Origin of the sequence: Cohaesibacter sp. ES.047 (genome assembly GCF_900215505.1) — a bacterium.
In the GTDB taxonomy this organism is placed as follows: domain Bacteria; phylum Pseudomonadota; class Alphaproteobacteria; order Rhizobiales; family Cohaesibacteraceae; genus Cohaesibacter.
On record NZ_LT907844.1, the window covers coordinates 3,673,533 to 3,688,328 of the forward strand.

General features: G+C 53.5%; 11 protein-coding genes and 1 tRNA gene. 1 reads left to right on the forward strand and 11 read right to left on the reverse strand.

The window, feature by feature from the left end:
- Positions 1–106: 106 nt before the first annotated feature.
- Positions 107–400 (reverse strand): hypothetical protein, encoded by a 294-nt coding sequence (locus CPH65_RS16815; protein WP_096174935.1) that lies wholly within the window; start codon positions 398–400, stop codon positions 107–109.
- 248 nt (positions 401–648) lie between these two features.
- Here CPH65_RS16815 and CPH65_RS16820 point away from each other — a divergent pair, with 248 nt between their 5' ends.
- A complete protein-coding gene (locus CPH65_RS16820) occupies positions 649–2,202 on the forward strand; it encodes a D-aminopeptidase (protein WP_197703871.1) in 1,554 nt (517 codons plus the stop codon).
- Positions 2,203–2,370: 168 nt separating this feature from the next.
- Here the strand turns inward: CPH65_RS16820 and CPH65_RS16825 are convergent, their stop codons facing one another.
- The 10 genes from CPH65_RS16825 to CPH65_RS16870 all read right to left on the reverse strand — a co-directional run bounded on the left by CPH65_RS16825 (position 2,371) and on the right by CPH65_RS16870 (position 14,617).
- Positions 2,371–3,888: an ABC transporter substrate-binding protein gene (locus CPH65_RS16825; RefSeq protein WP_096174936.1), complete on the reverse strand. Its 1,518-nt coding sequence runs from the start codon at positions 3,886–3,888 to the stop codon at positions 2,371–2,373.
- A 38-nt stretch (positions 3,889–3,926) separates the two neighbouring features.
- Positions 3,927–5,594, reverse strand: coding sequence for an ABC transporter ATP-binding protein (locus CPH65_RS16830; protein WP_096174937.1), 1,668 nt, complete (start codon positions 5,592–5,594; stop codon positions 3,927–3,929).
- Positions 5,591–6,442 (reverse strand): ABC transporter permease, encoded by an 852-nt coding sequence (locus CPH65_RS16835; RefSeq protein WP_096174938.1) that lies wholly within the window; start codon positions 6,440–6,442, stop codon positions 5,591–5,593. Before CPH65_RS16835 ends, CPH65_RS16830 begins: the two co-directional genes overlap by 4 nt.
- Positions 6,442–7,383: an ABC transporter permease gene (locus CPH65_RS16840; RefSeq protein WP_096174939.1), complete on the reverse strand. Its 942-nt coding sequence runs from the start codon at positions 7,381–7,383 to the stop codon at positions 6,442–6,444. The genes CPH65_RS16835 and CPH65_RS16840 overlap by 1 nt, the downstream gene beginning before the upstream one ends.
- 3 nt (positions 7,384–7,386) lie before the next feature.
- On the reverse strand, positions 7,387–8,292 hold the full coding sequence (locus CPH65_RS16845) for a proline iminopeptidase-family hydrolase (RefSeq protein ID WP_096174940.1): 906 nt from the start codon (positions 8,290–8,292) through the stop codon (positions 7,387–7,389).
- A gap of 84 nt (positions 8,293–8,376) precedes the next feature.
- Positions 8,377–9,150 (reverse strand): LuxR family transcriptional regulator, encoded by a 774-nt coding sequence (locus CPH65_RS16850; RefSeq protein ID WP_096174941.1) that lies wholly within the window; start codon positions 9,148–9,150, stop codon positions 8,377–8,379.
- 269 nt (positions 9,151–9,419) lie between these two features.
- Positions 9,420–11,594: an EAL domain-containing protein gene (locus tag CPH65_RS16855; protein ID WP_244574436.1), complete on the reverse strand. Its 2,175-nt coding sequence runs from the start codon at positions 11,592–11,594 to the stop codon at positions 9,420–9,422.
- A gap of 506 nt (positions 11,595–12,100) precedes the next feature.
- Positions 12,101–12,177: transfer RNA gene (locus CPH65_RS16860), tRNA-Pro, on the reverse strand.
- Positions 12,178–12,335: 158 nt separating this feature from the next.
- Positions 12,336–13,871 carry an undecaprenyl-phosphate glucose phosphotransferase gene (locus CPH65_RS16865; RefSeq protein ID WP_096174942.1) on the reverse strand — a complete coding sequence of 512 codons (1,536 nt, stop codon included), beginning with the start codon at positions 13,869–13,871 and terminating at the stop codon, positions 12,336–12,338.
- 188 nt (positions 13,872–14,059) lie between these two features.
- On the reverse strand, positions 14,060–14,617 hold the full coding sequence (locus CPH65_RS16870; RefSeq protein ID WP_244574438.1) for a polysaccharide biosynthesis/export family protein: 558 nt from the start codon (positions 14,615–14,617) through the stop codon (positions 14,060–14,062).
- Between the last annotated feature and the right edge of the window lie 179 nt (positions 14,618–14,796).

The window sequence follows — 14,796 nt, forward strand, 5'->3', positions numbered from 1 at the left end:
GTGCGCCGATTGCAATCCACGCTTTTCGAATTGCTCGAATGCAAACGGCTTCTCGATCAGGCGCGAAACGACTGATTTCCTATAAAATATTGATAAATTGAGGTTTTTAGCGCAAGGCTTCCATCAGCTCTTGCGATGCCGACACGATTGACTTGGTTGCGAGTGCACTGGCCTTGAAGGCTTGCTCGGTCTCGATCAACTCAACCAGACGTTCCGGCTCCAGACTGGGCGATGCACTGACAGGTGCAATCGGTTCCTCGGGTTTCACCTCCCGCTCTGCCTTGACAGCAGGCTGTTGCGTGCGGTCCGGCACAGGATTCGCGATACCTGCAGCGATATCCTCGAGCCTGTTGGCGGCATTTTGCATGCCTGCGGTTGAGATGTTCAGAGCGTTGATCATGACGTGCAGTTTAAAGCGCAGATTTTAAGAAAGCGCTATGCAGATCGTTAAAATTCGAATGATTTGGGCGTTCGATGCATTGGGGAGGGATCAACCGTTTGCAGTTGGACGGTCTCCGCTCGAAAACCGAAAAGCAATGCCTCAGAAGAGGAAGATTTGCCGCTGTTTCTTGCCCTTAAATGATTGTTTTCATAAAGGTGTTTTGCTATTCTATCTATCTGATTTCATTGTAATAGTTTGGATTGATCATGGTAGATTTAGCCAAGTTGGAAAAGGCCCTTGATGCGCTCCCCAATAGTTATCGGGGCCCGGGCGGCGTCGCTGGTGTCGTTAAGGACGGAAAGGTTATTGCATCGCGTGCATGGGGCTATTCAGATCTCTCCTCACACCGAAAAATGTCAGCCAAAACACGTTTGCCAATCTGTTCGATTTCAAAGCAGTTCACCTGTGGTGTCATGCTTCATGCGTTCGAGGACTTCACGCCTCTGAATGAGCGATTGGCGGATCTTCTTCCCAATTTCAAAGGGACGCTGCCGACCGTCAAGGAGCTGGCCGACAACCAGTCAGGCTTGCGCGACTATTGGGCTCTGACCATTCTGCAAGGGGCCAAGGCGGAACAGACTTTTGCTCGCGATGATGCGTTCAAAATGTTTGATCGGATAAAAAGCTGTCACTTCGAACCTGGCACCAGCTATTCCTATTGCAATGGCAACTTCCGGCTTCTGGGCGAAGTGATCGAGCGAGAAACCGGCCGTTCTTTGCAGGGGCTCTATAACGAGATCATCTGGGGTCCAGCCGGAATGAAAACCGTTGCGCTCACACCAGACAGCCGGGTGCCGGCAGATGATGTCGTTGGGTATGAAGGTAGCGAGACCACCGGTTTCATGCCCGCCGATAACGGTATTTACTGGTTCGGTGATGCCGGCATTTCCGCCTCTTTGGAAGACATGCTGGCCTATGAAAGTTGGATCGACAGCTCGGTTGATGATCCAAATGGTCTTTATCAGCGTCTTTCGGTCGAGCCAACATTCAAAGATGGCAGTCCCGCAAGCTATGGCTATGGGCTGGCACATATGGAAATGGCTGGACGGAAAGTGACCGGCCATGCAGGGGCCTTGCGTGGCTTTCGCGCGTTCCGCATGCATTGTGCTGAAGAACGTCTGTCGGTCGTGGTGATTTTCAACCATGAAGCGGATACATTTGGTGCTGCGGCTTCATTGTTTCACACCGCAATCGGGCATCAGCCCGAAAGCCATAGCCCGATCCCACTTGAGTGGGAAGGCCAATGGCTTTGTGAAGAAACTGGCATGCTCGCCCGCATAAAGAGCAATCGCTCTGGTGGTGTCCTGACATACTCCACGTCGGAAGAAGCCGTATTTTGCGATGGCGACAAGGGGTTGAAAGGTGAGGAACTGGCCATTTCCCGCAGTGGAGAGACCCTGACCATGACACGTTCGGGCGAAAACCTCACAGCCAGCCTGACGCCACTACCCACTGAGCCTATCACACCGGATTCTGATCTCGAAGGGCGTTACTATTGTGACGAACTCGACGCGACATTGACGATCGTGGCGGAGGGGGGCGGTCTCTATGCGCGCTGCGAAGGAATTCTTGGGGTGGGCATAATGGAGCGGATTCATCCGGTTGGTCCTGATGCCTGGGTCATGGTTACATTGCGCTCCATGGATGCGCCCGCGCCGGGTGACTGGACCGTTTTGGCCAAACGAGATACATCGGGCAAAATCGAAAGCCTGACAATCGGATGCTGGCTGGCCCGGAAGATTTCCTATCGCCGTCTGTAATTTGCGCTCTTAATCATCACCACCCAGACATGAAAAAGGCCGGCTGCCATATGTGAGCAGCCGGCCTTCTGTTTGTGCCTTTGATCAAGTGTTGGTTTGAACCTTTAAAACATGATCAGTGTACCGCTATTTCCTTGGGGGGGACACGGTACGCGACATCAAACTCCCTTATTCAGCATTCTTGACAGTGTCTTCCAGGAAGAACCGACCGAGCGGGTTCTGGTAGAAATTCTCAACGTTTTTGCTGCTAACGTTGATGAACGGGCTGTAGAACAGGTCGATCCAATGGGCATCGGCTTTGGCCAATTTCTGGATTTCGAAATACATCGCTTTCCGCTTGTCCGCATCCAGTTCGAGACGGGCATCAGCAACCAGCTGTTTGACCTTTTCGTTGTTGTATCGGGTCATGTAGTTCATGTTGACATCATGGCCCAGAACGAAGGTGGTTTTCTGATCCGGGTCGAGAATGTCGTTGGTCCAGTACATCATGGACAGGTCATACTCGCCATCAACCAGCATATCCCAGGTCTGGCTTGCGTCCATCTTGATGAGATTGACGGTGATGCCGATTGCAGACAGCTGCTGCTGGATGAGGATGGCAACCTGTTCATCGACTTCGTTGCCGGCATTCACAAGATAGTCGAGGGAAATGTCGGACACACCGGCTTCAGCCAGTTCAGCCTTGGCCTTTTCCAGATCAAACGGACGAGCGCCATTTTCATCGCTGTGGTAAAGAGCACCAGCCGGAACATAGCTGTTGGCAACAGTCGCCTGACCGAAGGTGACGGCATCAACGATGGATTGCTTGTCGATCGCATAGTCAATGGCTGCACGGACATGAACGTTGTTGAGATAATCGTGCTCATGGTTCATCAGCAGATGATCTTCGCGGGTGGAAGGCTCGATGTGAAGGGTCAGATCTTTGTTGGCTTTCAACTCCTCAACGCGAGAGAAGGGCACATAGATAGCTGCATCCAGCTCGCCGGACTGCACGCTCAGCATGCGGGTGTTGTCGTCTGGCATGGAAATCCACTCGACACCATCAAGGCTTACAGTGTCGGCCTGCCAGAATTCCGGGTTCTTGGCCAGAATGACACGATCACCGCGCAGCCATTCCTTGACAGTGAAGGCACCTGAAGCAATCGGGTTCTGGGAATAGGCTTCCTGACCCATTTCTTCAAGGCCTGCCTTGGAAATGACAGAGGTTGCCGGCATCGCAAGCGTGGAGAGGAACGGTGCGGACTGTTCAGACAGGGTGATGACCAGCGTCTTGTCATCTGGTGTCTTCATGTCGGCGATGATCTTGTAACCGTCAGACCATAGGGAAAGCTCATCATCGCGAATGCGTTCCAGAGAGAATTTTGCATCTTCAGCGGTGATGGGCGAGCCATCGGAGAATTTTGCGTCCCGGAGATGGAACGTGTAAGTCAGGCCATCGTCGGAGATGTCCCAGCTTTCGGCCAGACCGGGAACGAGTTTGGAACCGGTTTTATCGACGCGTACAAGCACGTCATAAACATTCATGAACACCCAGAAGTCGATGTTCTGAGCCGTGTTGATCGGATCAAAGGTGCTGGAATCCTCACGACGACCAATGGACAGAACGCCAGCGGCATCAGCCAATGTGACGGCTCCCATGGCCATGGTAAGAGCTATAAGTCCCACTCGGGTAAATCGTTTAAGCATCAATGTTAGTTCCTTCTGTTGAGCGATTTTTATTGGTTTTATTCTGCGAGAGCGGCGAGTTTTGTGCCGATCGGCTTGTCCGGATCGATGTTGGGGATCGCGGACAGCAAATTGGCGGTATAGTCTTGTTTGGGATTGTTGAACACGTGTTCTGTTCGGCCTGCTTCGACAATGCGTCCGTGATGCATCACGATCACGGTTTCGCAAAGCTCTCTGACGATCGCCAGATCATGGGCGATGAAGATGATCGTAAGGCCCATCTTCTCCTGAAGGTCTTTGAACAGGGCAATGATCTGCGCCTGAATGGTGACATCAAGGGCCGCTACACATTCGTCGGCAATGATCGCTTTGGGATTGACGGCGAGGGCGCGGGCGATACCAACGCGCTGACATTGGCCACCAGACAGGCTCTTGGGTTTTCTGTCCCTGAAGCTCCTGTCGAGCCCGACCAGATCAAGCAACTCGTCGATCCGTGCGCTAATCGCATTCTTGGCAATCTCGCCTTGGGTTTCCAGAACCTCGCGCAGGGCGGCCTCGACGGTCAGGCGCGGGTTGAGCGCGTTGTAGGGATCCTGAAACACCATCGCGACTTCACGGCGCAGGCGTTTGAGAGCCAGATCCTTGTTGAGCGTCAAAACCGAGCCATCATAGGTCACATGCCCCGCCGTAACCGGAGTGAGGCCGATCATGGCTCTGGCCATCGTGCTTTTGCCAGAGCCACTTTCGCCGACAATCCCGACGGTGTCCCCCGGGAAGATCTGGCAACTGACACCTGCGAGCGCTTGAAACGACTGCTTGTTCGAGAACCAGCCCTTGCCGGAATTGAATTCAACTACGAGATCATCAACTTCGAAGATCGGCGCAAGCGAATGCTCATCGTCTTCGATAGCCAGACTTGTCTGAGGTGCTTCGTCAGCATCAAAGGATGGATGGGAGGCGATCAGAGTGCGAGTGTAGGAGTGAGAAGGGGAGGCAAGCAGTTTGCGCTTCTCATCCATCTCAACGATCTCACCGGCCTGCATGACGGCGATCCTGTCACAGGTCTGGGCAACGACACCCAGATCATGGGTGATGAGAATTATCGAGAGACCCCGTTTTTCCCGCAACTCGACGAGAAGCTCCAGAATTTGTGCCTGAACCGTGACGTCAAGGGCGGTGGTTGGTTCATCCGCGATCAGGATGTCGGGCTCACAGGCCAGAGCGATGGCTATCATGGCTCTCTGGCGCATGCCGCCCGAGAATTCATGCGCAAAGCTTCTAAAGGCGCGTGCCGGATCGGGGAAGCCAACCTGATCAAGCAGACTGACAGCCTCGGTTTTCGCCTGAGCCTTGGTGTATGTGCCGTGCCGGAAAAGACCTTCGCAGATCTGATCGCCGATGCGCATCACCGGGTCGAGATGGCTCGTCGGGTTCTGGAAGATCATGCCGATGCGCCCGCCTCGGACTTGCGTCATGGCGCTTTCATCAAGCGCCAACAAAGACCGGCCCTGCAACAGCACGTCACCATCGGTGATGGAGAGTTTGGGCGAGGGCAACAGGCCGATGATAGCCCGGCACAGCAAGCTCTTGCCAGAGCCGCTCTCACCCACCAGCCCGACGATCTCAGACTTGCCAAGATCTAGCGTCACGTCTTTGAGCAGAGACCGCGTCTCAAGATGGTCCTTATATTCAACCGAAAGATCCTGTACCGAAAGAAGGGCGCTCATGTCTTTGCCTCCCACATGTCGCCAAGGGCATCACCCAGAAGCGAAAAACCAAGGGCAAGAATGACGATGGACACGCCGGGGAAGAAGGTGATCCACCAGGCTTGTGAGATGAACCCTTGTCCCTCGGCAACCATGATGCCCCATTCTGCGGCGGGAGGCTGAACACCCAGTCCCAGATAGCTGATGGCGGCACCGTTGAGCAGCACCAGAATGACGTCCGACATCGCAAAGACGATGGAACCGGTAAGGGCGTTGGGCAACAGGTGACGGAACATGATGCGCAGTTTCGAAAAGCCGAGGCTCTTGGCTGCAACGGCAAAATCCATCGTTTTCAAAACAAGGATCTGTGCACGCACCAGGCGGGCATAGCTCACCCAGCCGACAAGCGCCATTGCGATATAGAAACTGGTCAGGCCCGGCCCCAAAATGGTGATGATGGAGAGCATCAGAACCAAAAAGGGGAAGGCAAGCACGATATCGATGATCCGCATCAGGATGGTATCGACAATGCCGCCCATGAACCCGGCCACAGTGCCAAGCAGGGTGCCGATGATCATCGGGAACAGCACGCCAATCAGCGCAATCTGCAAATCGATGCGAACGCCCCAGATCACGCGGGAGAAAACGTCGCGTCCGAAGTTGTCGGTCCCGAACGGATGCAGCAGGGACGGCGCATGAAGGCGTGCCGTTGGATCCTGCAAAATCGGGTCATAAGGAGCCAGAAGAGGCGCAAACACCGCAGCAATGACGAACAGAGCCAGAATGCAACAGCCCAGCGTGAGGGTGCTGTGATTGCTCAGAATGGCGCGCCAGTTGGGCGTAAGAAAGGAATGCTTTGTGTTCGTCATCAGAATTTCACCCTCGGATCAAGGGCGGCTGTCAGAATGTCTGCCGCGAAGTTGATCAAAAGGGTCGCAACCGCGAACACCATGGCTACACCCTGCACGACCATATAGTCGCGCGAGAAAATGCCTCGAACCAGCAATTGGCCCATGCCCGGCAGCGCAAAAACGCTCTCGACAACGACCGTGCCACCAATCAGCCAACCGATGTTGACCGCCAGAAGGTTGATGGTTGGTACAAGAGCGTTGGGCACGACATGGCGCCAGAAGACCATTTTTTCCGAAACCCCGCGGGCCCGGGCCGCTGTGGCCACATCCGAACTGAGACCGGAAATCATGGCAGACCTGAGGCTGCGCGTGATCACCGAGGACAGCGACAGGGCCACCGTCAACGACGGCAGGACAAGGTGGGTGAATTTATCGAAGAAGGTGCGCCCATATCCAGACACTGGCAGCCAGTCGAGCTGAATTGCAAACAGAATGATGAGCATGACCCCAAGCCAGAACTGCGGAAAACCGAGCCCGGCTGTTACCAGAATGCGGGCGACATGGTCAGCCGCACGGCCCTGATTGCGAGCCGACAAAGCGGCTAGAGGCACGGCGATGATCAAGGACAGCAGCACCGATAACAACACCAGCATGAGGGTCGGCTCGATACGCGTCAGGATCAGATCCAGAACGTCAATCTTATAAAGGGTTGAGCGCCCCATCTCGCCGTTTGCAAGATTCTTGAGGAAATAGAAATACTGCGTCAGCATCGATTCATCGAGGCCGTACTGCGCCCTAATCTTGGCAATGGCCGTTGGCGTGGAACGCGTGCCGAGCAACACCCGTGCCGGATCACCCGGGATGAGCCGAACGAGAATAAAGGTAACAACCGAGATGCCGAACAATACCGGCAACAGCTGAAAAGGGCGGAACAGGACAAAGCGATAGCGACCTAGCATTGCTCACTCGCTGTCATATTTGGACAAGAAGGATTCAACAACGGCCATACAACTTTCTTTTTCTTCGACATGCGGCATGTGACTCGAATTTGGAAAAACATGCGCAGTCACATCAGGAATTTCGTCCCAGAAGGGCTGCAAACACTCGGTGGTAGCTTCGTCATAGGCACCGCGATACGCGAGGGTTGGCGCGCAGATCTGATGCAGACGGCCAACGGCAGACCAGTCTTTCAATGTGCCGATGACGTGAAACTCGGTCGGACCGTTCATCGTGTGATATACGGTGGGATCTTCATCCATTACATCGAATGTCTTCTGGACTTCTACCGGACGGGGCTTCATGCGGCAGACATGGCGGTCGTAGAAAACCTCCGTCGCTGCCTTGTAGTCGGGATGGTCAAGGGTGCCAGCTGTCTCGTGCAAAAGCAGGGTATCCTGAACATCCTGAGGCAGCTTCGAACGAAGCTCGGATGCACCTTTGAGCCAAACAGGCATAGAGCATGGTGAGTTTGCGATTACAAGAGCCTTCAGGCCTTCAGGTTGCTGAATTGCATGTTCTGACCCCAGAATTCCACCCCAACTTTGCCCCAGATAGGCATAGCGGTCCTGAATGCCGAGATGCGAAAGCAATGCATCCAGTTCGCCTAAAAAAAGGTCAATTGTCCAAAAATCAGGCCCTTTTTCGCGCAGGTGTGTCGACTGGCCATTGCCCAATTGATCATAATGGATGACCGGGCGCCCAGTCTTTGCCAGTTCCTTGAAACTGTCGACATAGTAATGTGCACAGCCGGGGCCGCCGTGACCGATGACCAGCGGCAGCTTGTCGGATTTCAGATTTCCGCTAATGCGGTACCAGGTCTGGTAGCCCTGATAAGGAGAAAAACCCTCTTGTGTTTCGAAATCCGCCACGACATGTACCTCTTATTTCTTGGTTCAGAGGTAAAGCAAACCACACTAAGGCTTTCGAAAATAGCTATGGAATTTTATAGGTTTTCAATGTGTCCGATGGCTCGTTTCGAGCAATCGATAGTGTGATGCCATCACGAGAGCTTGAAATCTGTTGCGGGCACCAAGTTTTTTCGTCGCCGACGTCAGATGCAGGGTAACGGTGGGAATCGATCGGTCGATATGATGGGCGATTTCCTTTGCAGTCAGACCTTGACCACACAGTGCAAGGCATTGCTGTTCCCGCTTCGTCAGGGACACATGAGGGGTGAGAAAGGCGTCATCCTCGAAGCCGTCAATAACCGCGTCGTGCAATGCATGAGCCAGATAACCGACTGAGGAGACGGCATAATCAAGATCCGCATTGTCGATCCTGGACGTGCTCATGGCGGTAAATGTGGCCAGCGCTCCATCGGGGCAACGAATGGGTACGGTGATACCGCATCGCATGCCCGTGTCGCACAGGTAGTTGATCACCGGCTGATGCCTGTCATCAAGAATTCTCTCCATCACATCGCTTTGCCGACCGTCATAGGTCCATGTGAAAGGGCGCGTGATCTCACGCGAGGCATCCATCACCGGATCCTGCTCATAGTAACGTTCGGCGCACCACAGATCGACCATGTCGCTGGGAGCGTTGCGCATGTCATAGACCGTGGGGAAGATGAACTTGCCTTCATAGGTCAAAGGAACGGGTGAGAAATCATAAGTCGAAACGTCAAAACCAAAATCCTCCAATGCCACTTGTGCAACCTGCATCGCATCTTCCAATGCAATACCGGGATAAAGATTGATCAAGGCCTCCTTGTTCAAAATGCTCATCGACAATTCCTTTCATGCACGACACGGTTACCAAGCAAATGCCGTGCCACTAAAAGGGCGGGGCTTGATCACGCCTGCGCGAGCCCGAAAAAAGAGATTTTGCTAGCGATAACCGAAGGTTGTGCTTGGCCTGAAATCGCGTTGGAGAGAGCCCCTGCTGGCAAGAAACTTACGTCTGGAGACGCTGCCAGACTGCATGGAGGAGTGAGCTGACTTGCTTGCTTGGCTGTCTTGAAATCAGGCCCTTCTCCGGCCGCAGCAATGCCGCGTCAGGCGCTCCTGCGTGTCATGATATGGTCTTGTGATTGAATGGCCTTCAAGGCTGCCGGGATGTCTTTTGCAGGCATCGGATGGGCATAGGCAAACCCTTGAACCGAATTGCAGCCAAGCTTTGCAACGCAATCGACCTCTTCGCGTGTTTCGGCTCCTTCCGCAACAATCGTGAGACCCAGACCATGGCCCAGCGTCACAATGCCGGCGAGCAACTGCTGGTTCTTATGATCCTTGTCGACATTCATCACAAAGGTACGATCAACCTTCAACTGATCGAAGGGAAGGCGATTGAGGTAGCCCAGCGATGAATAGCCCGAGCCGAAATCATCAAGGGAAATGAGCAGACCGAGCGCTTTGAGCCTATCCAGAATGCTCCCAACATGACCTTCATCTTGATCCAGAAACAGATTCTCAGTGACCTCAAGGCAGATGTTGCTTCCTGCCAGTTCGTACTTTTCGAGAAGCCCTCGGACGATATGGGGAAAGTCCGGTTGCAGGAGCTGGATAGGCGACACATTCACGGCCAGATGTTTGAAATCGAAGCCGGAATCGCGCCAGCTCCGTGCTTGGCTGCAGGTCTGGTCGAGAATGAGTGTCCCCAGATCGACGATCAGTCCGGTCGATTCCGCAATCGGGATGAACGCTCCCGGTGAGATCATGCCCTTGGTTTTATGATGCCAGCGCGCCAAAGCCTCAAGGCCGGTCAATTGATTGGTTGAGGGATCGAACTGGGGCTGGAAATAGGGCTGTATGGCCCGTTTTCTTATTGCCTCGCGAAGAGCGCGTTCAAGCTCTATCTGGCTCTGAAGGACAAGATACATCTCCTCTGCAAAAACAGCGCAACAGTTGCCTCCGTCTTCCTTCGCCTGACGAAGGGCCAGATCGACTTTCAAATGAGCATCATCGGCTGTGTCGGCATCGCGTGCCAGATGGACAACGCCGATGGCGGCGCTCATGTGAACCTCGGTAGAACCGAGTTCGATGGGCTTGCAAAGACGCAGCAACAGGTCGCCGTAGTTGCTTGAAGTGCTACCCGAGCCGTCCTGTGGTAGCAGAACGGTGAAATGATCAGCAGAAAGACGCGCAATCAGAGCCTCTTTACCTGCGACTGCCTCGATGGCTTTGGCAACGCACTTCAGAAGCGTATCGCCCACTGACTGACCGAAGGCGACATTCACGTCCTTGAACCGATCGATGTTAATGTGCAGAAGCATCCATTCGCGCTCGCCTTTCTTGCTTTGCAAGACGGCCTCACGCAGATCGGTCAGATATCGGCTGCGGTTTCCCAGTCCGGTCAGAGTGTCGGTGTAGGCCAGATAGCTCAGTTTTTGTTGCATCTCGACGACACGCGACAGGCCCTGAGCCAACGCGCCGACTTCCCCGGAGCGCTCAGTGAAGGGCACATCACCTGTGTTCTTTCCTGCCGCCAGATCGTTTGCTAAGCGCACAAGTCTCTTCAAAGGACGCAGTTCGGCTGTCATTTGCCATACGCCGACCCCCACGACGAGCAACAGGATGACGATGGCATAGCCGATGATCAACGTCTGCATTTCTATGCGGTTTATATGAAGATCATCAACCCATCCCACGTCGACCGCCAGAGCGCCTGCTACGGCACCTTCGCGCGACTGGATGGGAGTAAGATAGGCAAGCCGCAATCGCCCCATGACGGGAACATCGCCAGTGAACGGCTTGTTGGCGATCAGATTTTTATAGGCTGGGTGGCCCTCAGACAGGGACATGGGTGGCGGCATGGAGCCGTCCGGTCTGCGGAATGTGGTGGCGATGCGGTCGAAGCTCATTGTTTCGGGATTGAGCTTGAACAGGTTCGCTGCTCCCTGATTGGTCATCCCGATTTCCTTGAGCACCACATCATGCTCAGGGCGAAAGGTAAGGGCTGTCTCGACTGTCTCGGATACAATGTGGACCGCCTGAGGTCTATCCATTTGATCCCGGATGATCTCGAATTCGTGGTCGAGACTGTGGCTGAAAATGGACGCAGCGGCGCGCGCCGCCCGGTCAATCCGGATCGAAGCGTTGTCCTCTGTCACTTCATGGAGCTTTGTGTAGCTCAGATGAGCCATCACAAGGATTGAAAGTGATACCATCACGATCAACAAAGCTGTCACGCGGACAGTGAGCCGATTGAAACGCATGAGATCTAGGTTCATCAACAACACCACTCTCTGCGGATGGCCTGCGGTTTAAACGATGCAGACCAGAGCCAATAGTCTATTCACCCCCATATGCCCGCTATCCTTGACATCATGGCGGTAACAGACAGTTAGCATGACCAAAAAACGTTTGGTTTAGGTGAATAACTAATTACTAACCTTCCGAATAAAGTGAAAACGCTCGGATGTTGCGCTCTACGTGAAGGTGGTGACAAACTCAGAAAACACAAGCTTAGCAAACAGAACTGTCTTTTATGGTGGTGGCGGTCACGATCGATCGTTGGGTCAGACCAGGCGGACAAACTGTTCGGTGAAGATGACGACGACATAATAACCGGGAATGGACGCGATGACCTGCTGAACGGCCGCGACGACCCGATCAACTCGACAGGTGGAGTTGATGAAATCATCGATGTCAAGCTATTTTGGGACAGATGCCAGTGGCGCTGGTTGGATATCCCTAAGGATAGTCCCATGCCACCTAGGCTTTGGGGGGAAGAAAATGGTCGGAGCGATAGGATTCGAACCTACGACCCCTTCACCCCCAGCGAAGTGCGCTACCAGACTGCGCTACGCTCCGACACGAGGGCTTTATAGTCGCAATGTCATCGGCTTGCAACAATCTCTTGAACGGAATTTCTATTATCCTCAAGCTTTCTGTTTTTGATGCTTTCAAGCGCTGAACGCCAAACGCGCGCCGGAGCGCGCGCTGCTTGATATCACTTGAGAAGCCTATGATCAGTAAGCATTTTCCTGAGACAGCAATTTGAAAGGCGTTATGAAAAGAATGTAGAAATCGAGCGCCAGCGACCAGTTTTCGATATAATAGATATCGTGCTGGACACGTTCCTTGAGCTTCTCTTCGTCATCCACTTCACCGCGCCAGCCATGGATTTGAGCCCAGCCGGTGATGCCGGGTTTGACCTTGTGTCTGGCCATGTAGCCGTCAGCAACTTCTTCAAACAGGCGATTATTGGTTTGTTGATGCGATACATGTGGCCTCGGACCAACGAGCGACAGGGTACCGGACAACACGTTGAACAGCTGCGGCAGTTCATCAATCGAAGTGCGACGGATGAAACGGCCGACCGGGGTCACCCGGTCATCATTCTTGGTGACGGACTTCTTCGCGGTCTGATCACTCTGATTGTGATAGAGAGAGCGGAACTTCCAGACGACCACTTCCTCATTGTTGAAGCCGAGGCGCTTCTGCTTGAAAATGATCGGTCCTTCGCTGTCCCGTTTGATGGCGATTGCCGTGATCAAGAACACAGGCGAGAGAACGATCAAAGCGAGGGTGGCAAAGAACAGGTCAAACAGCCGTTTACCCAGCGATCCCCAGTGCGCAATCGGCTTGGCAAAGACAGGAACGGTCGGCAGCTTGCCCACATAGCTGTATGTCCGGCGGCGAAACTGCATCTTGTTCATATGCGCGCTGAGGTGAATGTCGAGCGGCAAAACCCACAGTTTGTGAAGCATCTGCAAAACGCGGTTCTCAGCGGTGACGGGAATCGTCACGATCAGCATGTCGATCTTGCACAGGCGTGAAAATTCTACCAGATCGTCGACGTCGCCGAGTTTCGGATAGCCTTCCACGATCGCAGGAGACCGCTCATCGTCGCGGTCATCGAAAATGCCGCAAATCCGGATGTCGTTGCCATCCTGACTTTCGAGGGTCTGAATGATATCGGCCGCGGGCTTGCCGCCTCCGACGATGACGGCCCGACGTTCGAGCCGCCCGTTGTTTTTCCACCTTAGAATGAGCGTGCTTTCGATGGCACGTGCCACACCGGACGCACCGATCCCAACGATGAACCAAAGACCCAGCCAACTACGGTTTTCTTCAAGGGGCGTGCCAGAAAGAAAGTTGATCAGCAAAAACAGGATGGTTACCAGCGTCCAAGCGCCAATAACCTTGCCGATCTGCGGTGCAACGGAGTTTAGCGCGTGAATCTGATACCCGTCAGCTGCCAGGAGAAAGAGAACAAAAATCCCGGCACCGAGCATCGACAAGAGAAGCGGTATCTGCATGTCAAAGAGATAGCCACCCCCAACAATCAGGGACGCGACCACACCGAGCACTGTCATAAGGACAAAGTCGGTCAGTTGGATGATGCCGCGAACCATGGAAGACGCATATGTGGTTGCGGAAAACTCCGACGCCACATCCCGTGCCATATCTGAAATTTGCTTGTTCGGATTCGGGCTTTCCTCAAAGGGAACCGAACGCACTGCGTTTGGCGAGAAAGCTGTATTGGGATCCAGAGCTTGCATTCTTTGACACCATGCCTTTGAACTTTGTTCTACAAGCACAGATATCAGTCAAATTATGAGGAAGATTTAATAGAATATTTTTTATGTCTCTACGAGCTACCTTTTGGACCATAGGGTAAAAAAAAAGCAAAGATCACCCGATAGGAAAAGATACTTGAGCTATGATTGGCTGAAACTGGTGTTGACCTTTAGAAAAAGCGCTCTTTGACATAGATAGTGTCGCCCGGGCGCACAGGTGCGGTGAGGCGCACACGGCCTGTCAGGATCTTGCCATTGAGTTGGCGCGTGATGTCAACAAATCGCTGCTGGGCGCGTGGTGTGAACCCGCCCGCGATGGCGATTGCCGTCTGAACCGTCATGCCGGTAACGAAGGCATATTGCCCGGCCGTGTTGACTTCGCCCATCACGAAGAAGGGCCGATATTGCGAAATCTCAACCGATACATCCGGATTGCGGATATAGCCATTGCTGAGCCGGGTGGCGATATCATGAGCAAGTTCGCTGGTTTGCTTGCCGCGCGCAGCCACATTGCCGATGAGCGGCACATTGATGTAACCCGACTGATCAACCGTGTGCTCGTTGTTCAATTCGGTCTGATTGAACACGATGACCCGCACCTTGTCGCCAGAATCCAAAAGGTAAGGTCCGACAAGTGACTTGTGAAAGGCATCCCCGGCCGGTCGATAGCCTGTACAGCCAGAAAGACCAATCGCGATGATCATAACAAGGAAGACGCGTAAAAACATGGAATCGACTCGGGTTGATAGACTGCCCGTAGCTAACGATATTGTGGTTAATGGGTCGTAAAATTTTGCCTCAAACGCCAAAAATTAACTTTTGATGTTTGCAAATTGCACGATTTTGGTCGATTTTGGGACGCTTGGTAGGGTTTGTTAAGAACTTGGTTACTATATTCCTGCAGCAA

Coding starts and splice junctions, on each gene's coding strand:
- CPH65_RS16850 (WP_096174941.1), bottom strand. CDS start 9,150: ATGAGCATTTTGAACAAGGAGGCCTTGATCAATCTTTATCCCGGTATT.
- CPH65_RS16830 (WP_096174937.1), bottom strand. CDS start 5,594: ATGAGCGCCCTTCTTTCGGTACAGGATCTTTCGGTTGAATATAAGGAC.
- CPH65_RS16855 (WP_244574436.1), bottom strand. CDS start 11,594: ATGAACCTAGATCTCATGCGTTTCAATCGGCTCACTGTCCGCGTGACA.
- CPH65_RS16835 (WP_096174938.1), bottom strand. CDS start 6,442: ATGACGAACACAAAGCATTCCTTTCTTACGCCCAACTGGCGCGCCATT.
- CPH65_RS16820 (WP_197703871.1), top strand. CDS start 649: ATGGTAGATTTAGCCAAGTTGGAAAAGGCCCTTGATGCGCTCCCCAAT.
- CPH65_RS16815 (WP_096174935.1), bottom strand. CDS start 400: ATGATCAACGCTCTGAACATCTCAACCGCAGGCATGCAAAATGCCGCC.
- CPH65_RS16865 (WP_096174942.1), bottom strand. CDS start 13,871: ATGCAAGCTCTGGATCCCAATACAGCTTTCTCGCCAAACGCAGTGCGT.
- CPH65_RS16825 (WP_096174936.1), bottom strand. CDS start 3,888: ATGCTTAAACGATTTACCCGAGTGGGACTTATAGCTCTTACCATGGCC.
- CPH65_RS16870 (WP_244574438.1), bottom strand. CDS start 14,617: ATGTTTTTACGCGTCTTCCTTGTTATGATCATCGCGATTGGTCTTTCT.
- CPH65_RS16840 (WP_096174939.1), bottom strand. CDS start 7,383: ATGCTAGGTCGCTATCGCTTTGTCCTGTTCCGCCCTTTTCAGCTGTTG.